Annotated in this window: 22 protein-coding genes; 9 read left to right on the top strand and 13 right to left on the bottom strand. The window is 32.5% G+C overall.

Going from position 1 to position 23,881, the window contains the following annotated elements; translation table 11 throughout:
- Positions 1-66: 66 nt before the first annotated feature.
- On the bottom strand, positions 67-1,977 hold the full coding sequence (locus tag M3P09_RS11980; RefSeq protein WP_249973294.1) for an ABC-F family ATP-binding cassette domain-containing protein: 1,911 nt from the start codon (positions 1,975-1,977) through the stop codon (positions 67-69).
- A gap of 86 nt (positions 1,978-2,063) precedes the next feature.
- Here M3P09_RS11980 and M3P09_RS11975 point away from each other — a divergent pair, with 86 nt between their 5' ends.
- Positions 2,064-2,447: a DUF983 domain-containing protein gene (locus M3P09_RS11975; RefSeq protein WP_099563784.1), complete on the top strand. Its 384-nt coding sequence runs from the start codon at positions 2,064-2,066 to the stop codon at positions 2,445-2,447.
- A gap of 87 nt (positions 2,448-2,534) precedes the next feature.
- Here M3P09_RS11975 and M3P09_RS11970 read toward each other — a convergent pair whose 3' ends face one another.
- From M3P09_RS11970 to M3P09_RS11920, 11 genes are all read right to left on the bottom strand, one after another.
- Positions 2,535-3,581: an NAD(P)/FAD-dependent oxidoreductase gene (locus tag M3P09_RS11970; protein ID WP_249973293.1), complete on the bottom strand. Its 1,047-nt coding sequence runs from the start codon at positions 3,579-3,581 to the stop codon at positions 2,535-2,537.
- Positions 3,582-3,690: 109 nt separating this feature from the next.
- Entirely contained in the window at positions 3,691-4,581 is an 891-nt protein-coding gene (gene porN, locus M3P09_RS11965; protein WP_249973291.1) for a type IX secretion system ring subunit PorN/GldN, read from the bottom strand.
- A gap of 39 nt (positions 4,582-4,620) precedes the next feature.
- Complete coding sequence (gene porM, locus M3P09_RS11960; RefSeq protein WP_249973290.1) at positions 4,621-6,183, bottom strand: type IX secretion system motor protein PorM/GldM; 1,563 nt, start codon at positions 6,181-6,183, stop codon at positions 4,621-4,623.
- Between the two features lie 46 nt (positions 6,184-6,229).
- Positions 6,230-6,865, bottom strand: coding sequence for a type IX secretion system motor protein PorL/GldL (gene porL, locus M3P09_RS11955; protein ID WP_099563788.1), 636 nt, complete (start codon positions 6,863-6,865; stop codon positions 6,230-6,232).
- A gap of 86 nt (positions 6,866-6,951) precedes the next feature.
- Positions 6,952-8,310 (bottom strand): T9SS ring complex lipoprotein PorK/GldK, encoded by a 1,359-nt coding sequence (gene porK, locus M3P09_RS11950; RefSeq protein ID WP_199099648.1) that lies wholly within the window; start codon positions 8,308-8,310, stop codon positions 6,952-6,954.
- Between the two features lie 164 nt (positions 8,311-8,474).
- Positions 8,475-9,641 carry a formimidoylglutamase gene (locus M3P09_RS11945; RefSeq protein WP_099563790.1) on the bottom strand — a complete coding sequence of 389 codons (1,167 nt, stop codon included), beginning with the start codon at positions 9,639-9,641 and terminating at the stop codon, positions 8,475-8,477.
- Positions 9,642-9,644: 3 nt separating this feature from the next.
- Entirely contained in the window at positions 9,645-12,140 is a 2,496-nt protein-coding gene (gene topA, locus M3P09_RS11940; RefSeq protein WP_249973288.1) for a type I DNA topoisomerase, read from the bottom strand.
- 137 nt (positions 12,141-12,277) lie between these two features.
- On the bottom strand, positions 12,278-13,060 hold the full coding sequence (locus M3P09_RS11935; RefSeq protein WP_249973287.1) for a hypothetical protein: 783 nt from the start codon (positions 13,058-13,060) through the stop codon (positions 12,278-12,280).
- Positions 13,061-13,196: 136 nt separating this feature from the next.
- A complete protein-coding gene (locus M3P09_RS11930) occupies positions 13,197-14,438 on the bottom strand; it encodes an LVIVD repeat-containing protein (RefSeq protein ID WP_249973285.1) in 1,242 nt (413 codons plus the stop codon).
- Positions 14,439-14,451: 13 nt separating this feature from the next.
- A complete protein-coding gene (locus M3P09_RS11925) occupies positions 14,452-14,844 on the bottom strand; it encodes a hypothetical protein (protein WP_249973284.1) in 393 nt (130 codons plus the stop codon).
- Between the two features lie 64 nt (positions 14,845-14,908).
- A complete protein-coding gene (locus M3P09_RS11920; protein ID WP_249973283.1) occupies positions 14,909-15,616 on the bottom strand; it encodes a hypothetical protein in 708 nt (235 codons plus the stop codon).
- Between the two features lie 153 nt (positions 15,617-15,769).
- On the opposite strand from M3P09_RS11920, the gene miaB reads away from it, so the two are divergent.
- The 8 genes from miaB (at position 15,770) to groL (ending at position 22,791) form a co-directional block, all read left to right on the top strand.
- A complete protein-coding gene (gene miaB / locus M3P09_RS11915; protein ID WP_249973282.1) occupies positions 15,770-17,218 on the top strand; it encodes a tRNA (N6-isopentenyl adenosine(37)-C2)-methylthiotransferase MiaB in 1,449 nt (482 codons plus the stop codon).
- Between the two features lie 5 nt (positions 17,219-17,223).
- On the top strand, positions 17,224-17,565 hold the full coding sequence (locus M3P09_RS11910; protein ID WP_249973281.1) for an avidin-fold protein: 342 nt from the start codon (positions 17,224-17,226) through the stop codon (positions 17,563-17,565).
- A 16-nt stretch (positions 17,566-17,581) separates the two neighbouring features.
- Positions 17,582-18,850 carry a sigma-54 interaction domain-containing protein gene (locus M3P09_RS11905; protein WP_249973279.1) on the top strand — a complete coding sequence of 423 codons (1,269 nt, stop codon included), beginning with the start codon at positions 17,582-17,584 and terminating at the stop codon, positions 18,848-18,850.
- Between the two features lie 54 nt (positions 18,851-18,904).
- Positions 18,905-19,408, top strand: coding sequence for an LptE family protein (locus M3P09_RS11900; protein WP_099563800.1), 504 nt, complete (start codon positions 18,905-18,907; stop codon positions 19,406-19,408).
- 3 nt (positions 19,409-19,411) lie between these two features.
- The gene (locus tag M3P09_RS11895; RefSeq protein ID WP_249973278.1) at positions 19,412-20,347 is read left to right on the top strand and encodes a hypothetical protein; all 936 of its coding nucleotides are present in this window, start codon (positions 19,412-19,414) and stop codon (positions 20,345-20,347) included.
- Positions 20,347-20,706, top strand: coding sequence for a preprotein translocase subunit SecG (secG, locus tag M3P09_RS11890; protein WP_099563802.1), 360 nt, complete (start codon positions 20,347-20,349; stop codon positions 20,704-20,706). The genes M3P09_RS11895 and secG overlap by 1 nt, the downstream gene beginning before the upstream one ends.
- Before the next feature lie 152 nt (positions 20,707-20,858).
- Complete coding sequence (locus M3P09_RS11885; protein ID WP_034043504.1) at positions 20,859-21,134, top strand: co-chaperone GroES; 276 nt, start codon at positions 20,859-20,861, stop codon at positions 21,132-21,134.
- Positions 21,135-21,156: 22 nt separating this feature from the next.
- On the top strand, positions 21,157-22,791 hold the full coding sequence (groL, locus tag M3P09_RS11880) for a chaperonin GroEL (protein WP_099563803.1): 1,635 nt from the start codon (positions 21,157-21,159) through the stop codon (positions 22,789-22,791).
- Between the two features lie 55 nt (positions 22,792-22,846).
- On the opposite strand, the gene M3P09_RS11875 is transcribed toward groL, so the two are convergent.
- Positions 22,847-23,854 (bottom strand): transglutaminase domain-containing protein, encoded by a 1,008-nt coding sequence (locus M3P09_RS11875; protein ID WP_249973277.1) that lies wholly within the window; start codon positions 23,852-23,854, stop codon positions 22,847-22,849.
- Positions 23,855-23,881 lie beyond the last annotated feature (27 nt).

Here is a 23,881-nt window from a genome sequence, read left to right as displayed (position 1 = left end):
CGAAAGTAGGCTATAACCAGACTAAAAACTATTTTATTCGACGAAATGCACTAAATTTTAACATTTCTAATCGGTGTACTGCTCAATTTCAAGCTGAATATCTTCCCATTTTTGCATAAAGCTTTCTAAATCAGACTTCTTTTTTTGATAATCATCGAAAAAATTAGGTTGAGATGTTACTTCCTCATAATTAATCTCTAGCGAAACATCAATGGCTTTAATCTCTCGTTCTAACTGATTAATTTTAGACTCAACATTGCTTAATTTATTATTTAGAGATTTTATCTTTTTCTGGTCTTCGTACGATTGTTGTTTTTTTACCTTAGGCGTTTCCTTTACAACGGTACGTTTTTCCACTTCACGTAAATTTTCAACTTTACGTTGATCTAAATAATAGTCTATATCACCTAAATATTCTTTTATTTTATGATCTTTAAACTCGTAAACTCTATTTGTTAAACCTTGTAAAAAATCACGATCGTGAGACACTAAAATTAAAGTTCCTTCAAATCTTTTTAAAGCTTCTTTTAAAACATTTTTAGACTTAATATCTAGGTGATTTGTGGGTTCATCCATTATTAAAACATTAAATGGTTGTAGCATTAGCTTTGCCAAAGCCAATCGGTTACGCTCACCTCCGGATAACACACGAACATACTTATCTACCTCTTCCCCTCTAAATAAAAATGAGCCTAAAATATCGCGAACTTTACTCCTATTTGTTTCATTAGCGGCATCAATCATGGTATCATGTACCGTTTTGTTTCCATCTAAATACTCTGCTTGATTTTGAGCAAAATATCCAATCTGTACATTATGCCCTAGTTTTAAATACCCATCATACTTTATATCGCCAACAATAATTTTGGCTAATGTAGATTTACCTTGACCATTTTGTCCAACAAAAGCGGTTTTACTATCGCGCTCAATGAGTAAACTAATTTGTTTTAAAACTTGGTTATCTCCATAATTTTTCGAAATGTCTTCAGCTTCAACCGCTACTTTCCCTGGAGTAATTGACACCGGAAAATTAAGTGTCATAACGCTGTTATCATCTTCATCAACTTCAATTCTATCAATCTTATCAAGCTTTTTTATAAGCGATTGCGCCATAGTTGCCTTTGATGCTTTTGCTCTAAACTTCTCAATAAGCCGCTCTGTTTGCTCTATTTGTTTTTGCTGATTTTTTTGAGATGCTAATTGCTGAGTTCTTAACTCTTCACGAAGCACTAAATACTTAGTATAGGGTTTAGGGTAATCGTAAATTCTGCCTAAAGATATTTCAATAGTTCTATTAGTTACGTTATCTAAAAACATTTTATCGTGAGATACAATTACCACAGCACCTGGATAATTTTTCAAAAACCCTTCTAGCCAAATAATAGATTCAATATCTAAGTGATTTGTGGGCTCATCTAATAATAATATATCATTATTCTGAAGAAGGAGTTTTGCGAGTTCGATACGCATACGCCATCCACCAGAAAATGTATCAGTTAGTTTATTAAAATCTCCTCGCTTAAAACCAAGACCTTGTAAAATCTTTTCTGTATCACCCTGATAATTATAACCACCTAAAATTTCGTATTGATGTTGAAGCTCGTTTATATCAATCATTAATTGATGGTACCCAGCACTCTCATAATCAGTTCTCTCAGCCATTTGGGTATTTACGGCTTCCATTTTAGCCTCTAACTCCTTAATTTCGGTAAATGCTTCGTAGGCTTCTTCAAGTACTGTTCTACCCAAAACAAAATCAATATCTTGCTTTAAAAACCCAATCTTTAGCTCTTTATCTGCTGCAATTTGACCAGAATCTGGCTCCATTTCTTTTGATAAAATTTTAAGCATTGTCGATTTCCCTGCACCATTTTTTCCAATAAGACCTATCCTATCACCATTACCAAGTTTAAAAGTGATATCCTCAAACAAGTATTCGCCTTGAAATGAAATCGATAAATTATGAATATTCATCATAGAAATGTAACTTATATAACAGAACTTTAATTATTAAAAACTTACTTTTGTCCTATTAATTGCGCTTGCAAAAATACACAAATATTATGTTTAAAAAAGGAACAAAAATATATAGCATTTTTACAGGGTCTTGTCCTAAATGTCATGAAGAATCTATGTTTAAAAACAAGAATCCGTATATACTTTCCGAAGCTCTAAGTATGAACGAAAATTGTTCTAATTGTGGTACTAAATACAAAATTGAGCCTTCTTTTTTCTATGGCTCAATGTACGTAAGCTACCCTGTTGGTATAGCATTTGCTACTGCTGCTTTCGTTATTTCCTTTTTTGTTTTTAACGCAGGAATAAATGCGATTTTTATCTCAATAGTAGCCACGTTAATTATTTTTATGCCTGTTATTTTACGTCTTTCAAGAAATATTTGGATTAACTTTTTTATGCATTACGATAAGGGTTTGGCTAAAAAATAATTTTTTTTGGGCGTTACCCTATCAGGTCAGGCTTTCCATTACAATCTTTTTGCTCGTTACTCACAAAGAGGATTTTCATTGCAATCCTTAACGCAAATTAAAACGCTTAATATCAATATCTGTTTCTAAAGAGGTATCCCTTTCAATAAAATTATAAAGCTGTTGAGCCACATAAGGTCCAATCATAACACCACGTGTTCCCAATCCGTTTAACACATACATGCTTTTATGTGTTGCATGTTGTCCAACTAGCGGGCGTCTGTCCTTAACGGTTGGTCTTACACCTGCAACGTGATTAACAACTTTAAACGGGCACTTTATTAGCCTTTCAAGCTTACTTAATAATTCTTCTTTGGCTTTATCTGTAGTTTTATTAGTTGTGTCACCCCATTCGTAAGTAGCTCCAACAATATACAAGTCATCTTTTAAAGGAATTAAAAAAACACCAGCTTTCAACACAAAATTAATCTTTAAATCTGGAGCATGTATCGTTAATAATTCTCCCTTTGTTGGTACTAATGGTAGATCATTAAAAAAAGGATTCTGAGTAACACCAAAGCCTTCAGCAAATACAATATACTTAGCCTTAATATCTTTATATTGAATTCTGTTTTTTAAAACTTCAATAGCATCATAATTTAAAACTTCATTAAAAAGCAGCTTATCTTTTAACAGTTGCTTTTTATAAGATTCAATTAAACACTTAACATCAATTCTACCCGTTTGCAATACTTCGCCAAAACCAAAAGGTGCCTCAATAGCATTATTTTCATTTTTAATAATACTTGTTGAAAGATATTCAGAAAGCTTTGGTTTATCAGAAGCAGCAAACCAATCGTTTTGCTCTTCAAGCGATGCGAATTTTCGATATACAGGTATTTTATAATCTAACTTTACGTTTAGTTCATTTTCCAAATTGGCATACATAGGCAACGCCTTTTGTAATTGCTCTTTACTTTTCCAAACAGATGTAAAACGCTTTAACACCACAGGATTATATAATCCACCAGCAACCACAGACGATTGTTGTGATTTATTGTCAAAAATCGCAAATGTTTTGTTATTAGCTTTTAATTGTTCACAAAAACTAATTCCTGCTAAACCAATACCTACTACTATATAATCTACTTGCATTTGTTGCGAAGATAAAAAATGGATTCTGCATCGTAATACAGAACGGCAAAAAGAAACAAAAAAAACACCCACTAAAAGTGAGTGTTTTTATTTTATTATGTTGTGGGACCTAATATGTCCACATATCTAGTTCAAAATCACGAATTTTATCTTTAATTCGTTCAGATTCTAATAATTGCATTAATGCATTTTGAGATACATATTCACTAATTTTTCTATCGCCTTGTACATTTTCTTCTCTATAAATATAGCCATGAAAACGTCTAGAATTCAATATATGATCGAAAGAAAAAGGAATAGAACTATTCTCATTGTTAAACGATTTTGCTTCATGTAATACTTCTCTAGCATCTGGGAAGAATACCCAAAAAAGAGGTACTAAATCTGGCTCGTCTGTATCAATAAAATTCACATCTGGTGCAACTGGTGCAATTCCTAATAACCTGTATTTCATTTCAGCTTGTCGCTTATCAAAATACCAAAGTCCTTTTATATGATATTCTTTAATATCTGCCGCTGTAATATCACGTCTGTTAATATACTCAGGAGACAATTCTTCACCTGCATTTAATTGCTCAATACCTAATTCTGTAGTATCAATCATTGTTAAAGCAGCTTCAATATCTTTTAAAGTTCTTTTAGTCGTAAAATAAGAATCATCATAAATGTTTTTTATTTTTCCATCTTTCACACTCTTCATAAGTACATCGTACAATGAACGTCTATCACTACCAATGTTATTAGTATCTATAGGATAGTAAAGTGGAAAGTTAGAGCGCTCATCAAGAACAACCTTTTCCCAAACCATTTTAGAAAAAAGAACATCTCTATCGTCAACATAACCATACTCTAATGGTTTATCATTATCGACTGCTTTTTGCGCGTCTGTTCTTACTCCAATTTCATCTGGACTTTTAGCGTTTAATATGTTTGCTTGTGCAAATACACCAGACACTGTAAAAACAGTTACTGCGGTTAATAAAAAACTTTTTAAATTCATTTCTTTTACTTTTTAATTATTAGGGTTTAACCCAATATTCTAGTTTGTAAGCTCAATAAATACTGGAGATACTTTTTTAAGTATCACACTAACACCACTGGCTTTAGCTTCAATATCAAATATTTGAACTCCAGAACCACGCTTAGCTTTACGTAAAGCTCCTTTTGCTCTACTATCTAACTTGTTTCCTTTAACATTTATTGTAGGTTGTCCAGGAACTTTAAATTTAAACCCTGTAACACGTAATGGTAATTCGAAATCGAAATCATCAAATTTTGCACCAATAGTCGAAATAGTAAGGCTATTTTTTTGCATTTTTAATGCACCATCTTCTCCTCTTACTGTACCTGTTGGTTTTGGTAAATCTTTAATTCTAAACTTCGCATTATCACTAACTCTACCTCCATCTGGTAATGTACCTGTAACATTAATAGTAACTTCTCTACCTTGAATTCTTGTAGCATCCATTACATAGCTACTACCCGATTTTCTTGATAAACCTTGCGCACTAGCATTTACTTTATTATCTGGAATCCCTGCAAACGAAATAGTCATTGGGTTTTTAACACCTCTGTACACTACATTCATTTTATCTGCTGAAATGGTTGCTGAATTTGGTTTAGCTACCGTTGCGAATGAAGAGTTAACTGGCACTGGAATTTCCTCTCCACCTTCACCAAAAAACAAGTTACCTTCAATTTTATGCTCGCCAACACCACCAGTTCCTATTTTCAATTTTACTTTACCATCTTCAATAGAATATTGATTTTCAGTTAATGGTCTTCCATCTAAAGTTAGTTCAACTCTTTTTGGTTTTGTAGAAGCATCTTTACGACCTAATACAATTTGTCCATCAAATTGCTCGCCGTTAAAGTAAGCTGATTTTGAAGTTTCCATTAATGTTGTATAGTTTGTCATAGAAACTTGTTTACCAAGCTCTCCTTCTAGCATTTTAGATAACACTTCAGATTCAGTGGTTTTAACATCAGCTTGAAGCTGTGTCATTTTAGTTAAAGATGCCACTAAAGGAAACCCTTTATAGTGATAATCTAACCAACTTTGCTTAACATTATCTCTATTACGAACATCTTCTGTACTAAACTTATTTTGCACGTCCTTAACAACATCTTCCATACCGTCTTCATTTGCCAATAATGCCGTAACACCATCTCTAAATGATGCGATTTGGTTTAAAAACTCTTGCCCTTCTTCCTTGAGCTTATCTCCTTTGAAAAAGTTTTCATCAAGATAATCTCCTTTATCCATAATCTCATAATCGGTTGGATCATCAAGTTTGGCAGTCATCTTTGTCTTTAAATCTTCTATATAAGTATCAAACTTTTTTGCCAAGGCATCAATTTGATCTGCTTTAGATTTTAATGGTGCATATTTCTCAGGTTGATCTGCTGCTTTTTGGTCTAAGCTTGCAACAAAACTTTTATTACGTAATGAGGTTGCTTCGTTAGATTCAGTAAGCTTTTCGTTCATTAATCCGAAGGCTGAAAGCACTTCTTTTGACATATTTAAAGCTAGCATTGCTATAAATATTAAATACATCAGATTAATCATTTTCTGTCGTGGTGATAAATTTCCTCCTGCCATGTCTAATTAGGTTTTTGGTTAATTAATATTTGGGCTTAACCCCTAATTAGTTTTTGTTCATTGCAGTTAACATACCACCGTATACTCCATTTAATGAAGATAAATTAGACGCTAAAGATTGCATTTGCTCTTTTAATTTAGCAGCATTCTCTATAGACTCTTCGTTAATTGAAGCTTGTTTATTTACACTCTCTAATTGTACTTTATAAAGACTATTTAAAGACTCCATTTGTGCAGCAGCTAATGTTAACTCTTCTCCATACTTTTTAGTAGCTTCAACAGAATCTACAGTTGAAGATATATTCTTTGCAGCACCTTCAAAGTTTTTAATACTATCTCCTAAACTAGCCATTAATTCGCCATCAATTTTAGCATCTTTTAATAACTCATCTAGTTTTTTAGATAATAAACCTTGTGGGTTTTCTTTTGTGTTTTTATCTGATTGTCCTCCAGCTAATTCAGGATACACTAGCGACCAATCTAAATCGTCGTCTACTGGTTCGAATGCTGAAATAGCAAAAATAATTGCTTCGGTAACTAAACCTAAGGTTAACATAACGTTACCTGTTAAAGGTCCAATTTCAAAATGAATAATTTTGAATAGTGCTCCAACAATTACAATTGATGCTCCTAATCCGTAAGCCATATTCATAAATCTTTTACTTGCTCTTGACTGTGCCATAATTTTTCGGTTTTTAATTTTAAGTAGTAATACTTAAGTAGGTTAATTAATAGTATTTATTATTATTGATTTGATTAAATTTATTATTAAGGTTTCTTACCTGTTACTTGTGTCCCCATGTAATCTTGTACTGTTCTGAAACCTATATAACTTCTTGCAGAATCTGCGTATTCGTAATCTCTTGAGCTTACTTGTAAATAGTAAGCAACATCTTTCCAAGAACCTCCTCTTACAACTTTACGTTGATTATCGTTATCGTTTACACTTGGATTTATCGTTGATGAATATTCGTAAGAATTCGGATCGTATGATGCATTTACCCATTCTGAAACATTACCTGCCATATTATATAAATTATAATCATTTGGCTCATAAGATTTTGCTTCTACAGTATATAATGCTTGATCTGCAGCATAATCACCACGAACTGGTTTAAAGTTTGCCATAAAACAACCTCTGTCACTTTTCGTGTAAGGCCCTCCCCATGGGTATGTTGCAGCTTGAAGACCTCCTCTTGCGGCATACTCCCACTCAGCTTCAGATGGTAATCTGAATCTATTTACAAATGCTGCCCTTTTTGATTTTTGATATGAGTTTTTATTAATTGTTCTCCACTCACAAAATGCTTTAGCTTGTTTCCAAGTTAAACCTACAACTGGATATTCGCTATACGCATCATGCCAAAAATAATCGTTATGCATTGGTTCGTTATAAGAATAGGCAAAATCTCTAATCCATACTGTTGTGTCTGGGTATACTTCTATTTCTTCTTTAATAATAACATCTTTACGTTTTATACCTCTGTTTCTCGCAGCTTCTTGAATATCCATGTGACTGAATTGAAACTTAAACTTTTTAACATCCCAAGTACGCTGCCCATTATAAGACTCTTCTAATGGCAAATACATAGTATCCATAACTTCAGTATAGTACTCATCTGGATATTCATCAGTATCGAAAATTAAATCTACGTCATGGTTTATTTTTCTACCCTCATAACCAGTTGGTCCTAAACCTGTATAGTTTTCAAACATATATTTTTCGTAAACTGACATATTTGCTGTATCGGCATCTTTAAAAGCATACTCACCAATACCTCCATCTTCTGGAATTTTTCCAACCTCATCTGCTAAAACTGCAAGTTTCATTCTAACTATAGAATCTCTTACCCAATTAACAAATTGTCTGTACTCGCTATTAGTTATTTCTGTTGCATCCATATATAATGCTCTAACAGTAACTGTTTTTGCAGGAGCATCATGTATTCCAGCAAGATCGTCATCGGCTTTTCCCATAATAAATGCACCGCCTGGAACTAGTTCCATTCCATACGGTTTTTCTGGGTGCCATTTTTTACCTTTAACACCTACTAGTTCTCCCCTATCTTTAGAGCCACAACTAGCTAATAATGTTAATACTGCGGTTAATAAAATAAACTTCTTCATATTCATAGAAAACTCGAGGTTAATTATTTAAGCTTCATTTTTGAGAGCGTAAACATATTTATATATTTTTAAAAAAACAACTTTTTTGACAAAAAAATTACATTTCATCGTAAAAAAAATACATTTAAACGATGAAATCAACTATTTGACCTTGTTAATCACGTCTAGATACAATTCTTTTGAAAAGCCTTGTACCAACGATTTGGTATCTTATTTTTACAAGCATCCAAATAATCTTGATGCATGCAAGGTAATAACGTATGTCTCTTCAATTTATTATTAATTTCAGACAAAAAAGGAATCTCAATCCACCATCTTCCTGTTTTTATACTCTTGTAAAACACCAGTTCTTGATCGTCCACTAAAGTAATGAATTTTTGATAGCTTTTTTCATCTGAAAAATCATCATCTTTCACTCTAAAATTAACACCTTCAATAAAATACCAAATCATCTGAGAGATTAACATCGATGTAATTTCATCATCCTTCGATGGTTTATATTCGTATATCCCAAACGATGATACTTTATTACTTATGCCTGCATAACGTGCAATAGCACAAATTTCTTTCCCATCTAATCCGTTAGGCGAATATTTTTGATTTAAACTAAGTTCTGATGCCCTAACCGAATTTAAATCTATACTTACAATATTAGCATCGCGCAATGCGGGCTCAACAATAGTTATATCTTTTGAAACTTGACCTAATCTATAAGATTCAAAATAAAGCTTATCCATTAAATCTATTTCTTCTTGAGAATTAAAATAAGTTTGATATCCTATAGTTGCGTAATTAAATAGATTATATGGTTCGTCTAAAATAATTTTTCCAACAAAACTATTATTCTTAATAGGCTTTGCAGAATCTCCTAAATCAAATTTGCTATCTACATTTACAATATTAACCATAGGTATTAAAGCATCATAAGCTCTATAATTGGCGTAGGTTAAATCTTGTGAACCACCTAATATAACAGGAATAATTTTCTTTTTAATTAATATAGTAATAGCTTCTTTTACTGCAAAATAAGTATCTTCAACACTTTCCCCTTTATTAATATTGCCTAGGTCTGCAATGGTTGTATTCCAACTACCTGGATAAAGAGCATACAATGATTTCCGAATTTCATTAAGTTGAAATTCTTCTCCTATATAATTAACATCATTTCTATTCTCTAAAACACCAAGAATAGCAATATTGACATCTTCTAAATCTGGGATTCCGTTTTGGGTAGAATGAATTCGAAGTTTTCGTCCTAAAGCCTGAGATGCAAGCAATTCATTATGCGCCAACACCAAATCTGAGACAGGAGACAGAAAATTAAAGTTCATGTATTATTTCTTTTTTGCAGTTGCTTTTTTCTTAGTTGCTTTCTTTTTCTTTTTAGGTGTTTTAGCTTCAATAAGTGCTTTTGCTTCATCTAATGTCATATCTGAAACATCAATTGTTTTCGCTAATTCTACTTTTATTTTTCCTTTTACAACATTGTGCCTTCCCCAACGTGCTTTTTCAACACGTATACCTTCTTCTTCCCAATTATGAATAACTTTATCTATTTCTTTTTGAATTTTAGTTTCAATTAATTCAACAATATCATCATCAGATAAATTATCCCAATCGTACTTTTTGTTCACATTAATAAACATATTGTTCCATTTTATAAATGGTCCAAAACGTCCTTTACCTTTTTGCACTGGTAAATCGTTATACATATATATAGGTGCATCTGCTTTTTGTTTTTCTTTAATTAAAACAATGGCTTCATCTAATTCAACACTTAATGGGTCTACCCCTTTTGGTAATGACACAAAAGCAGATCCAAACTTTACATACGGGCCAAAACGCCCATTATTTACAAGAATTTCTTCGCCTTCGTAGGTTCCTAAATTTTTTGGAAGCTGAAATAAATCCATAGCCTCCTCATATGTAATAGTATTTAGTTGCTGATCTGGACTTAAACTTGCAAATTGAGGTTTTTCTTCGTCATCAACTGTTCCTATTTGTACCATTGGTCCAAATTTCCCTAAACGCACACTTACTTGTTTTCCTGTTTTTGGGTCCTTCCCTAAAATACGCTCTCCAGATTCTCTTTCGGCATTTTCTTTTACATCTTCAACTTGTGGATGAAAATCTTTGTAAAACAATTTCATCATTTTAGTCCAATCTTCTTTCCCATCAGCAATATCATCAAAATCTGCTTCAACTTTTGCTGTAAAATTGTAATCTAAAATACTTTCAAAATGATTTACTAAAAAATCTGTTACAATCATCCCTATATCAGTAGGAACAAGTTTACCCTTGTCTGACCCTACTTTTTCTTTTAATTTTTTGTATCTTACTTCCCCTCCTTGTAGTGTAAGTTGAGAATATTCGCGTTCTACACCTTCAACTGCTCCTTTTTCAACATAATTTCTATTTTGAATAGTTGAAATAGTTGGCGCATAGGTTGATGGACGACCAATACCTAATTCTTCTAACTTTTTAACCAACGAAGCTTCAGTAAATCTTGCTGGCGGGCGAGTATATCGTTCGGTAGCCGTTATGTAATTATTAAGTAAAGCTTCGTTAATTCTCATTGCTGGCAACATACCTTCTTGCTCTACATTTTCATCGTCAGTACCTTCTAAATACACTTTTAAAAATCCATCAAAAGTAATCACCTCTCCGTTTGCAGTAAAATTTTCGTTATGAGTAGATGCACTTATTTTTACATTGGTACGCTCTAATTCTGCCTCACTCATTTGTGACGCAATAGCACGTTTCCAAATTAAATCATAAAGTCGAGCTTGATCATAATCAATATCTACAGAATGTACTGCAAAATTAGTTGGACGAATGGCTTCGTGAGCCTCTTGCGCACCTTTTGACTTTCCTTTATAATTTCTTGGTTTACTATATTTAGATCCAAAAGCACTTTCTATTTCAGTTTGTGCTCCATTTCTAGCTTCATCAGACAAATTAACACTATCTGTTCTCATATAAGTAATTAAACCTGCTTCATAAAGGCGTTGTGCCATCGTCATGGTTTTACTTACGGAAAAATATAATTTACGTGATGCTTCTTGTTGTAATGTAGATGTTGTAAATGGCGCCGCTGGTGATTTCTTTGCAGGTTTTTTTTGTAAATCAGCAACTTTAAATGATGCCGAAGCATTTTGCTCTAAAAATTTTTGAGCTTCTTCTTTTGTTGAAAAATTCTTAGGTAATTTTGCCTTAAATGTTTGCCCGTTTTCATTCGAAAATTCTGCATCGACTCTATAAGATGCAACAGGTGTAAACCCTTGTATTTCTCTCTCTTTCTCTACAATTAAGCGTACCGAAACAGATTGTACACGACCTGCTGACAAACCTCCTTTTACTTTACGCCAAAGTACTGGAGACAGCTCGTAACCTACAATCCTATCTAACACTCTGCGCGCTTGCTGTGCATCAACCAAATCATAATCTATACCTCTTGGGTTTTCTATGGCACGTTGAATAGCGGTTTTAGTAATTTCGTGAAAAACAATACGCTTCGTTTTGGCAGCATCTAACTTTAAGGCCTCGGCTAAATGCCATGCAATAGCTTCTCCTTCACGATCTTCATCACTTGCTAGCCAAACCATTTCTGCCTTTTTAGCTAATTCTTTCAGTTTTTTTACAACTGCCTTTTTATCTTTAGAAACTTCATATTTTGGTCTAAAATCACCATCAACATCAACCCCTAATTCCTTTGAAGGTAAATCGGATATATGCCCAAAACTAGACTCAACTTTAAAATCTTTTCCTAAAAATTTTTCAATAGTTTTCGCCTTAGCTGGTGACTCTACAATCACTAAATTCTTCGCCATACTTGATTTTTTGAAGCTACAAATGTATATGAAAAAAAGTTTATCTGTAACTTTTTATGGATAATCTGTGAACATTTTAAATAAAAAAACCTGTTTTTAACATTTTAAAAACAGGTTTTTGCACTGCACTATAAATTTTATTCTACCGAAGTTCCTATTTCCTCAATAGCACTTGTTTCGTTAAAGCCAACAACTTTTTTATAAATTAAATATAATGGATGAAAGATAAACATTTGTAAAAACAAACCTCCAATTCCGCAAGTTATCATTGTTACAATCATTACACATACATAGCTTACTACAAGTAATCCAAAAGAAATTAACCACTTTTTATTTCCTAACTTAAAACTAGATTTAACAATATCTCCAACACTAAATTCAGAATTAAATGCAAAAACAATTGTAAAATACGACATAGGCACCATTAGATAAATTAATGGAATATAGCAAAGTAATGCAGAAGGAATAGCTATTAAAATAGAAATGAGCATTAAAACAAAGGTTTTCTTCAAGTACTTTCCTTTTAAAAAATAGAAAAAATCAGAAGTAGTTACCTTCCCATTATAATCTAATGTTTTCATCATTCTAAAAAAAGCAGCATTTAAGGCTAAAGAAATTGCACCTAGAACAAAAATACCAACAAAAACAAAGAGAATATACAAAATAGACATACCAGCAAAAAATTCGTTAAACGCATCTGGATTAGCATATCCGCTTTCTTGTTGAGCTATTACTACTCCTATTAAAGGTAAGTACAACACGATTATTAAAGGCATCATTACCAATAAAGTAAATATTTGCAGTAAAAACCCCTGTAGCCATGTCTTTTTAAATAACTCGATGGATTCACTAAAAATATTTCCAAAGTCTAATTCTTTAGCACGTTCTATCTTTTCTAATAAACTGGTTATTGTATTCATTTTTCAAGTTTTGGTTAGTATCTGTTTTCAAAGTAAATACTTTCTAATAGATTTAACAAAAAATATTCTCCCTCATAAATAAAAAAGCCTGCACATGTTTGTACAGACTTTTTTATTTAATTTATATGATCTAGTTTTAATTCAACGAAAAAGAGCTAACAAGCTCTACACCATCATTAACATACTCGTATTGATACAAGGTTTTTCCTCCTATCATTATTAAAGTATTTTCTAATGGAATAACATCTGTTGCTTGAATATTTTTGAAACTCTTTGTCATACCGATATTTAGCGGGTCTGATTTATCAAATAGTTTTAACCCAGCTGTTCCATCGCAAACAAAAAGCATATCACCTTTTACACCTAAACCGTAAGGGTTCTCTAACAGATATCTACCAGACAATGTTGGATTAGATTTATCACTTATATCGATAACTTCCAATACACTTTCTTGCTCACCACAATTATTACCTCCTCGAATAGTTAAATAAGCATAATCTCCATCAACAACTACGGGGTCGCAACCCGTCCAATGAATAAATTCAGACACATAAGCCGGACTTTCAGCATTCACTAAATCGTAAATATACATCCCATCTGTACTACCAATATATAAATATCCTTCAGCCTGAAATAAAGTTTCTATATTATTTCCCGAGTATTGAGATTTGACAAATGTTGGTTCTGATAAATTGCTAATATTAAAAATTATCATTTCATGTGAGCCAACTGTATATAAATAGTTATCTACAATTTGAAAACGGGCTAATGAGCCTCCTTGCCCTGTGACAGACTCGCTAGACCCATTATTAAGCATAGCGCCATCAAAAACAACATCAATTTGAGATTCATCAACTTTTTCACGTCTTTCTGTAGCAATAGTCCAACCTACAATTATTTCAGTTTCAAAATTAAAATTACCATAATTTATAAAATCTGCTTCAGCTGGAATTAGAAAATCATAAACTTTAAACACGTCTTCTAATCGCTCAATTAAAGTAATCGAATTAATATCAGAAATATCAAAAACTAATAAATCGGTTGCACTATCAGCATATAAAAAATTATCTTTTACTGATATATCTTCGTTACCAGGAATCCTAATATATTTGATCGCCTTTGGCGCTTTTGGGTTTGTATTATCTATAACATGAACACCTTTATTTACATCATTTACAAAAATGTAATTGTTATATGCATAAATTTTTCCAGCTTGCTCAATGTTTTTTGGCGCAACTATATCAACAGAATTTCTAAAGGCAGCTATGCTCATTAATTCTGGTGTTGCAACTGTAACAAACTCGTAATCGGTATTATCCTCATCGCAAGACATTATGCTGAAAAAGATTAAGCTTAGTAAAAGGAATTTTAATTTCATAGCAGTTTTTTATTTAATATTTATAATTCAATGGAGTTTCTAAATCTTCAAGGTTTAGGATAATTTCATTGCTACCATTAATTTGCAATGGAGTTAAACCAACTAAAACAGTACGTTCAAAATAAGCCAAGCAAGTTTCATCATTTATTAATTGAAACTTCAAAAAACGTTGTTCTGGTGAAGATTCGGCCACAGCCCCAGAGTCTACTAAATCAAAATTCCAAGTATCTCCACTGCAACCAGAAGCTCCAATTTTAATTGCCAAACAACCATCTACTATTTTTGCGCTTATAAATTCAAAACTTGCAGTTTCTAAATTGTCATATTTCGTTTTATCTATTACAGCTACAAAATCACAGTTCATATCGACAATATTATCATTCTCATTTTCACATAATATATTCATGAAACAAAACATTACAGCAATAGCGAAAAGCATTTTTTTAATCATAACTTTAATATAATTTTGATTAATATTTTAACACAGGAAAACCGCTTATACACTCAACATTCTTGGGTTGTTTAGGAAGATCGCAAGTAGAATTAATTTCCCATTTAATATTATATTCTTTTTCTTCCTGAGTATAAACATTTACCTTTTTTAGAAAATTATCTGTATCAATCTGAGAGGAATAGGCAATATAACCTTGAGGTCCACCACAAGCTTTTGCTCCAAAAGCAATAAAAGTCCAATCGTTTGCATTATCACAAGAAACGCTAATACTTAAATTATATATTTCATCATACAAGTCCATCAATGCTCTATGATCTTTTTCTTGCTCAGTCAACTCTCTTTTTACAATCAATTCCGTTTCAGTAACCGATACAATACGCCAAGAGTAATTAGTAGGGTAATATTGCTGAGTAATTGTAACCAAAGTATTCTTTAACCCCCATTTACCTTCATAATCAGAAAAAACTAATGGAGGCGTACCACACCAACCTGAAGATCGCTCAATAAAGTCACCATTTGTTTTAAACTCAATACCATAGGCATCATTTGGCAAAGAAGAAGCTCTTTTAAAAACAGTTTGCTCATTAGCATAGTTAGGTTCAACCCAACTACCTATTAATAAGTTATTCGAATCCACAATGATATCATTTTCAGATTCACAAATCATATTTAAAAAACACAACGAAATAGAAAGAAGGAAAAACGTTTTTTTGATTGAAGACATAGTATTTTTATTTTTTTGGCTTTTATTTTTTAGATACTAAAAACATGTTTTGGTTGCGTAAATTATAAAATAATTAACCTGCCACTTTGTCATAAAATCTAAATAAATTGTATCTTTGCACACTTATTGACTGCTATTGGTTTCAGTATACTTATGGAGAAAATTATAGACGAAAGCAAACAAGGTGAAGCCTTAGTTTTAGAGAAAAAAAAAGAAAATACACGTAAGCTTTTTATTGAAAGCTATGGGTGCGCTATGAATTTTAGCGATAGCGAAATTGTTGCCTCTATTTTAACTAACGAAGGTTTTAACACAACACAGCACTTAGAAGAAGCCGATTTGGTTTTAGTAAACACTTGCTCTATTCGTGATAAAGCAGAACAAACCGTTCGTAAACGTTTAGAAAAATACAATGCTGTAAAGCGTGACCATAACCCTAAAATGAAAGTAGGCGTTTTAGGTTGCATGGCAGAACGTTTAAAAACTAAGTTTCTTGAAGAAGAAAAAATTGTTGACCTAGTTGTGGGTCCTGATGCTTATAAAGATTTACCAAACCTATTAGCTGAAGTTGATGAAGGTAGAGATGCTATAAATGTTATTTTATCCAAAGAAGAAACTTATGGCGATATTTCTCCTGTGCGCTTAAATAGTAATGGTGTTACCGCTTTTGTATCAATTACTCGTGGATGTGACAATATGTGCACATTTTGCGTGGTCCCTTTTACTCGAGGGCGTGAGCGAAGCCGCAACCCACAAAGTATTATTGAGGAAGTTAATGATTTATGGAACAAAGGTTATAAAGAAATTACACTTCTCGGGCAAAACGTAGACAGTTATCTTTGGTATGGAGGTGGTTTAAAAAAGGATTTTGCTAAAGCTAGTGATATGCAAAAAGCAACTTCGGTTGGTTTTTCAAACTTATTAGAACTATGTGCCAAGGATCAACCTAAAATGCGCATTCGTTTTTCGACATCAAACCCACAAGATTTAACTATAGATGTTGTTGAAACTATGGCGAAATACAATAATATTTGTAATCATATCCATTTACCAGTTCAAAGTGGTAGCAATCGTATCTTAAAAGCTATGAATCGTTTGCATACTCGTGAAGAATATATGGAGTTGATTGATAATATTCGTCAAATCATTCCAAATTGCGCCATTAGTCAAGATATGATTGTTGGCTTTCCAACGGAAACTGAAAACGATCATAAAGACACCATTTCGTTGATGAACTATGTGAAATACAACTTTGGGTATATGTTTACCTATTCTGAACGCCCTGGAACTATGGCTGGTAGAAATATGGAAGATGATGTTCCTGAGCCTGTTAAAAAAAGGCGTTTGCAAGACATTGTAGATTTACAAAGAGAACATAGCGAAATTAAAACCAAAGAATGGCTCAATACAACTGTGGAAGTATTGATTGAAAAGGAATCAAAAAAATCTAATATACAATGGTCTGGTCGAACACCTCAAAATATTGTATGTGTATTTCCAAAAGAAGATTATAAAATTGGTGATTTTGTAAATGTAAAAGTTACAAATTGCACAAGTGCAACCCTTATTGGAGAGCCTATTGGGTTAAGCGAGAATAATTAAAAACAATGTCAGAATTCAACTTAAACAATAAAACATTTTCTCTAATTGAAAATTCTAAAAACGGCAAAGTAAATTCTGAGACCATTTTTAATTATAAACAAGAAGGCAATATAGTAACCGCTGATTATTTTGGAGGATCTATTAAATACGGAAAAATAATTGCTACCTTAAATAATAATACACTCGATATGTTATACCAATGTATAACAACAGAAAATGAGCTAAAAGCTGGAAAAGCAATCGCAAAAATAAGTTTAACAACAAATAACAAAATGATGTTAAAACTTAATTGGGAATGGTTAGGAAACAAAAATGAAAGTGGTATTTCTGAATATATCGAGAATTAAAAAGTTAAAAAATTAAATGGAATCAGTTCAAGCTATAAAACAACGTTTTGGTATTATTGGTAATACAACTGCACTAAATCGCGCTATTGAAAAAGCGATTCAAGTGGCACCAACAGATATTTCGGTATTAGTTACTGGAGAAAGCGGAGTTGGTAAAGAAAGTATTCCTAAAATAATACATCAACTATCACATAGAAAGCACAATAAATATATTGCCGTAAACTGTGGCGCCATCCCAGAAGGCACTATTGATAGTGAGCTTTTTGGTCACGAAAAAGGCGCTTTTACTGGAGCAACACAAACTCGTTCTGGTTATTTTGAAGTAGCAGATGGCGGTACTATTTTTTTAGATGAAGTAGGCGAATTACCATTAACAACACAGGTACGCTTGTTACGTGTTTTAGAAAATGGTGAATTTCTGAAAGTAGGCTCAAGTAAGGTTCAAAAAACCGATGTACGCATAGTGGCTGCTACAAATGCAAATATGTTTGAGGCTATTAATAAAGAGAAGTTTCGGGAAGATTTATACTATAGATTAAGTACCGTTGATATTCATTTGCCACCATTACGCGAGCGTCAAGGCGATATTCATTTATTATTCAGGAAATTTGCTAGCGATTTTGCCTTAAAATATAAAATGCCAACGGTAAAATTAACAGATAATGCCATACAAGTTTTATTAAAACATCGCTGGAGCGGAAATATCCGTCAGTTACGAAACATAGCCGAACAGGTCTCGGTTTTAGAACAGAACAGAACTATTTCTGCTGATACGCTAAGAGGTTATTTACCAACATCAGGTAGTAATTTGCCAGCCGTTATAAAAACAGCGAAAACCGAAAGTGATTTTAGTAGTGAGCGTGAAATATTGTATAAAGTTCTTTTTGATATGAAAAGCGATTTAAATGATTTAAAGAAGCTTACCATGGAACTTATGAAAAACGGAAACGTTAAAGATGTTGAAAAAGACCACGAAGGTTTAATTCAAAAAATTTATGGTAATAGCGATGAAACAGAAACAAACTACCAAGACACTTTAACAGAAACAGAAGTTATATCAATTCCTGAACATTCAAATCCTCACGAAGACATCTCTAGTGCACAAGATAAATATCACTTTGCCGAAGAAATTGAAGAAGAGGAAACATTATCTTTACATGACAAAGAGTTAGAATTAATAAAAAAATCGCTTGAGCGTCACCAAGGAAAACGTAAATTAGCAGCAGCAGAATTAGGAATAAGCGAACGAACTTTATATAGGAAGATTAAACAATATGATTTATAACAATTCGTTAAAAATAAATAAATTGTCATTCCTTAATTAAGAATTCATTTGAAAATGAAATATATAAAATACATCTTTTTATTATTAGCAATTGTAACATTTCAATCTTGTGGTGTATATGGGTTTACCCAACCTAGCTCAATAAAAGCTGAAACGTTTCAAGTAAACCGTTTTGAAAATAATGCGCTTTTAGTTGAACCTGGGCTAGAGCGAGATTTTCAAAATGCCCTTCAAGATTTAATCTTAGACCAAACCAATTACAGCTTAGTTACATCAAACGCAGATTTGATTTATGAAGGAGAAATTACAACATATAGAGTTTCTCCAACCACGGCGACATCAGATAACAGAGCAGCACAAAACAGACTTACTATAGGTGTTAAAATTCGTTTTTACAACACCAATAACGAAGAAGACGATGAAGAAAAAAGCTTCTCATTCTTTTACGATTACCCAGGTAGTTCTCAGCTTGTTGGCGGACAAAAAACAACGGCGCACGAAGAAATTTTCGAACGCTTAACACAAGATATTATTAATGCTACTTTAGCAAAATGGTAGTCAGTGAATAGCACAGATTTTACATACACATTACAAAACCCTCAAGCTATAACACATGAGCAAACCGAGGCTGTAAAATCTATTATTGATGAATTTCCGTATTTTCAATCGGCTCGTGCATTATATCTTAAAGGCTTAAAAGACCAAAGTAGTTTTAAATATAATCAAGAACTTAAAACCACAGCAGCATATACAACAGATAGAAGTATTTTATTCGATTTTATAACATCGGATACATTTATTCAAAATGAGATTTCACAATTTATTAAACAGAATACAGCACACTTAAGAGATATTGATGTAACTGTTGAAGATATTTCTATAAACAAAAGTGTTTCTATTGATGAGGCATTAAAACAACAAATAAAAGATACTAAAGGTGTTTTAGATCCTGCTTTATTTCAACCTAAAGAAGAACGTCCTAAAAAAGCGTTTGTACTAGACGAATCAGAGCTTATCGAAAATGTTACTACAAAAACCAAAACACAAGAAGTTTCAGCTAGCGATATTTTAAATTTAGGAAAACCTCTTCAATTTGATAAAAGAGAAACACATTCGTTTAACGAATGGTTAAAGCTTACACGTTTTAAACCTATTAAAAGAGAAGAAGTAAATTCTGAAAAAGAAGAAAAAGTGGTTTTAGAAAAAACCGAAAAAGCCAAAAAATTTGAATTGATAGATAAGTTTATTTCTCAAAACCCAAAAATAAATCCATCAAAAGCAACAACAACAAAAGGAAATCTCGCTAAAGCACAAATGATACAACCTGAAGCTTTAATGACTGAGACTTTAGCGCGTATATATGTAGAGCAAAAAAACTATAAAAAGGCAATTCAATCTTATAAAATTTTAAGTTTGAAATATCCAGAAAAAAGTAGTTTCTTTGCAAACCAAATTAAGGCAGTAGAACAATTACAAGAACAAAATAATAAAGAATAATGAGTACGTTTACAATATTTTTAGCATTAATAGTAGTTGTAGCATTTTTACTAGTTGTAGTAATTATGGTGCAAAACCCAAAAGGTGGAGGGTTATCTTCTTCTTTTGGTGGCGGAGGCACACAACAACTAGGTGGTGTAAAAAAGACAACCGATTTTTTGGATAAAAGTACATGGGCTTTAGCAACATTGTTATTAGTACTAATATTATTATCTAATATTGCAATTAACAAAGGGACAGAGAGTATAGATTCTAAAGCATTAGATTCTGATGCAACAACAACTCAACCGTTACCAGCAGCAACACCGTTACCTACAACAAATGATACGGCTACTCCTGAAGATTCAACAGAAGAATAATAGATCATTATAATGAAACAAAAAAAATGCCAACTCAACCAGTTGGCATTTTTTGTTTCTGCAAGTTTGTCAGTTTAAAAGCATTGGCACATTTTTAGTATAACGCTAAAGCGTTAAACATAATTTAATTAATTAAAAAAATAAAATCACAAATGGGCTTAAACATCAAACCATTAGCAGACAGAGTTGTTATAGAACCTGCTGCCGCTGAAACAAAAACAGCATCAGGGATTATTATCCCAGATAACGCTAAAGAAAAACCGCAAAAAGGCAAAGTTGTTGCTGCTGGAAAAGGCACAAAAGACGAACCTATTACTGTAAAAGTTGGCGACACTGTTTTGTATGGCAAATATGCAGGAACAGAGCTTAAACTAGAAGGTAAAGATTATTTAATTATGCGTGAGAGTGATATTCTTGCAATTGTTTAATTACTATTAAAAAATATAAAAAATGGCAAAAGATATAAAATTTGATATTGAAGCACGTGACGGTTTAAAGCGTGGTGTTGACGCATTAGCAAATGCAGTAAAAGTAACATTAGGACCAAAAGGTAGAAACGTAATAATTAGTAAAAGTTTTGGTGCACCTCAAGTAACTAAAGATGGTGTATCTGTTGCTAAGGAAATTGAGTTAGATAATGCACACGAAAACATGGGTGCACAAATGGTAAAAGAAGTTGCATCAAAAACCAACGATTTGGCAGGAGACGGTACAACAACTGCAACTGTTCTAGCTCAGGCCATTGTTAAGGAAGGCTTAAAAAATGTAGCTTCTGGTGCAAATCCAATGGATTTAAAACGAGGTATCGATAAAGCTGTCACAGCAATTACTTCAGATTTAGAAAAGCAAGCTAAAAAGGTTGGTAATTCTTCTGAAAAAATAAAACAAGTTGCTGCAATTTCAGCAAATAATGATGACACTATTGGAGAGTTAATCGCTCAAGCTTTTGGCAAAGTTGGGAAAGAGGGTGTTATAACTGTTGAAGAAGCTAAAGGTATGGAAACCTATGTTGATGTTGTTGAAGGTATGCAATTCGATAGAGGGTACTTATCACCTTACTTTGTAACTGATGCTGACAAAATGATTGCAGATTTAGAAAATCCATACATTTTACTATTTGACAAAAAGATTTCTAACTTACAAGAAATTCTTCCAATACTAGAGCCTGTTGCACAATCTGGTCGCCCATTATTAATTATAGCAGAAGATGTTGATGGTCAAGCCTTAGCAACTTTAGTTGTAAACAAATTACGTGGTGGGTTAAAAATTGCTGCTGTTAAAGCTCCTGGTTTTGGTGACAGACGTAAAGCTATGTTAGAGGATATAGCCATATTAACAGGTGGAACAGTTATTTCTGAAGAAAGAGGTTTTACTCTTGAAAATGCAGATTTAAGTATGTTAGGTACAGCTGAAACTGTAACTGTTGATAAAGACAATACAACTATTGTTAATGGTGCTGGAAACGCAAAAGATATTAAAGCTCGTGTTAATCAAATTAAGTCTCAAATTGAAACTACTACTTCAGATTACGACAAAGAAAAACTACAAGAGCGTCTAGCTAAATTAGCTGGTGGTGTTGCTGTACTTTATGTTGGTGCCGCAAGTGAGGTTGAAATGAAAGAAAAGAAAGACCGTGTTGATGATGCTTTACATGCAACTAGAGCTGCAGTAGAAGAAGGAATTGTTGCTGGTGGTGGTGTAGCTTTTGTTAGAGCCAAAGCTGTTTTAGAAAAAATCACTACTGAAAACCTTGATGAAGTTACAGGTATTCAAATTGTAGCACGTGCAATTGAATCGCCTTTACGTACTATTGTTGAAAATGCTGGTGGAGAAGGTAGCGTTGTTATTTCTAAAGTTTTAGAAGGTAAAAAAGATTTTGGATACGATGCTAAATCTGAACAATATGTTGATATGCTAAAAGCTGGCATTATAGATCCTAAAAAGGTAACACGTATTGCATTAGAAAATGCAGCATCTGTTGCTGGAATGATTTTAACAACCGAGTGTGCTTTAATTGATATTAAAGAAGATGCTCCTGCAATGCCTCCTATGGGTGGCGGTGGCGGAATGCCAGGAATGATGTAAATCATTAAAATTTAATATAAACAAAAAACGCTTCAATTAATTTGAAGCGTTTTTTTTAGCTCTTTACTTTAAAAGTATAAGTAGAGATTAAATCACCCTTTATAAAAAAATGCACATCGTAAAAACCTGTGTGCTTAAACTTATACTCAACAGTTAATAATTGATTTTTAATTGTTGTAGAGTTAGGATTAATCTTTTTACTGTTGTAACCACTATCAATTAACAGCTTAACATCTTTAACAACTACTGGCTTAAGAAGTTCAAATTTAAAAGTCACTTTTTCATTTTTAAGTATAGTGTTATGCATTTTTTGGGGTTCAAAATGATTATTAAGATTTGCATAAGCCTTACCATAAATTATAGGCGCTTCAATAAATGCTTTAAATGAAGTTTTATCAAAATCATCTAAAAGCAACCATTTTTTATCAACAGGAAAATGATTTATAGCAAAGAGTTTTGGATTTGATAGAAAGAACCCGTCGTTATACTGAAATTCAAATATAGAGGTCGATGGGTTTGGTATCCCACTTGCCCAAGTAGGGTCGCAAAGATACCATTTCCCATTAAGTTTAACAGCATTCCATGAGTGGTTTGGAGCATCAAGTTTCTCAACATCTACAGTACTTGTTCTAGCAAAACCATGTACAATCTCACAATCAATATTAGCTAAATCCGAAAGTTTCTTTATAAGATAAGCATAGCCCGTACAGATAGTTTTGTTGTTTTTTATAAGTTTTTTAAGTGTTGCTTTCCTAAACTGACTATTCCAATTTTGAAGCTTAAGACTATCGTTTTTATAACGCTGTCTTTTTCGCATGTTTTTTGTATAATAAACATAATCGTTGGCTATGTTTCCGCAAACCCAGGTAAAAATCGCTCGAAAACGCTCAACATCGGTTGTTAGCTTGGAAGTAAGCTTGTATGATAATTCAGGTAAATTATTAAGTCTTTCATTTTTGCATTCCAAAGCAATTCTATCAGCCTTTGTAAAATCTATAGTATCAAAATCAGATATTTGAGCATGAGATTGGAATGCAAAAATTAAAAGAAATAAATATCGCATTATTTTCGTTTAAGCAACGCTATGTAT

The sequence above is a fragment of the Jejuia spongiicola genome (genome assembly GCF_023502325.1).
GTDB lineage: Bacteria > Bacteroidota > Bacteroidia > Flavobacteriales > Flavobacteriaceae > Wocania_A > Wocania_A spongiicola.
This window is presented reverse-complemented; position numbering and strand designations above follow the sequence as displayed.

Excerpts from the sequence above, each read along its gene's own strand:
- M3P09_RS11970 (WP_249973293.1), bottom strand. The coding sequence starts at position 3,581 with ATGCAAGTAGATTATATAGTAGTAGGTATTGGTTTAGCAGGAATTAGT.
- groL (WP_099563803.1), top strand. The coding sequence starts at position 21,157 with ATGGCAAAAGATATAAAATTTGATATTGAAGCACGTGACGGTTTAAAG.
- secG (WP_099563802.1), top strand. The coding sequence starts at position 20,347 with ATGAGTACGTTTACAATATTTTTAGCATTAATAGTAGTTGTAGCATTT.
- M3P09_RS11925 (WP_249973284.1), bottom strand. The coding sequence starts at position 14,844 with ATGAATATATTATGTGAAAATGAGAATGATAATATTGTCGATATGAAC.
- miaB (WP_249973282.1), top strand. The coding sequence starts at position 15,770 with ATGGAGAAAATTATAGACGAAAGCAAACAAGGTGAAGCCTTAGTTTTA.
- M3P09_RS11900 (WP_099563800.1), top strand. The coding sequence starts at position 18,905 with ATGAAATATATAAAATACATCTTTTTATTATTAGCAATTGTAACATTT.
- porL (WP_099563788.1), bottom strand. The coding sequence starts at position 6,865 with ATGGCACAGTCAAGAGCAAGTAAAAGATTTATGAATATGGCTTACGGA.
- M3P09_RS11910 (WP_249973281.1), top strand. The coding sequence starts at position 17,224 with ATGTCAGAATTCAACTTAAACAATAAAACATTTTCTCTAATTGAAAAT.
- porM (WP_249973290.1), bottom strand. The coding sequence starts at position 6,183 with ATGGCAGGAGGAAATTTATCACCACGACAGAAAATGATTAATCTGATG.
- M3P09_RS11945 (WP_099563790.1), bottom strand. The coding sequence starts at position 9,641 with ATGAACTTTAATTTTCTGTCTCCTGTCTCAGATTTGGTGTTGGCGCAT.
- M3P09_RS11885 (WP_034043504.1), top strand. The coding sequence starts at position 20,859 with ATGGGCTTAAACATCAAACCATTAGCAGACAGAGTTGTTATAGAACCT.
- porN (WP_249973291.1), bottom strand. The coding sequence starts at position 4,581 with ATGAATTTAAAAAGTTTTTTATTAACCGCAGTAACTGTTTTTACAGTG.
- M3P09_RS11920 (WP_249973283.1), bottom strand. The coding sequence starts at position 15,616 with ATGTCTTCAATCAAAAAAACGTTTTTCCTTCTTTCTATTTCGTTGTGT.
- M3P09_RS11875 (WP_249973277.1), bottom strand. The coding sequence starts at position 23,854 with ATGCGATATTTATTTCTTTTAATTTTTGCATTCCAATCTCATGCTCAA.
- porK (WP_199099648.1), bottom strand. The coding sequence starts at position 8,310 with ATGAAGAAGTTTATTTTATTAACCGCAGTATTAACATTATTAGCTAGT.
- M3P09_RS11975 (WP_099563784.1), top strand. The coding sequence starts at position 2,064 with ATGTTTAAAAAAGGAACAAAAATATATAGCATTTTTACAGGGTCTTGT.
- topA (WP_249973288.1), bottom strand. The coding sequence starts at position 12,140 with ATGGCGAAGAATTTAGTGATTGTAGAGTCACCAGCTAAGGCGAAAACT.
- M3P09_RS11905 (WP_249973279.1), top strand. The coding sequence starts at position 17,582 with ATGGAATCAGTTCAAGCTATAAAACAACGTTTTGGTATTATTGGTAAT.
- M3P09_RS11935 (WP_249973287.1), bottom strand. The coding sequence starts at position 13,060 with ATGAATACAATAACCAGTTTATTAGAAAAGATAGAACGTGCTAAAGAA.
- M3P09_RS11980 (WP_249973294.1), bottom strand. The coding sequence starts at position 1,977 with ATGATGAATATTCATAATTTATCGATTTCATTTCAAGGCGAATACTTG.
- M3P09_RS11930 (WP_249973285.1), bottom strand. The coding sequence starts at position 14,438 with ATGAAATTAAAATTCCTTTTACTAAGCTTAATCTTTTTCAGCATAATG.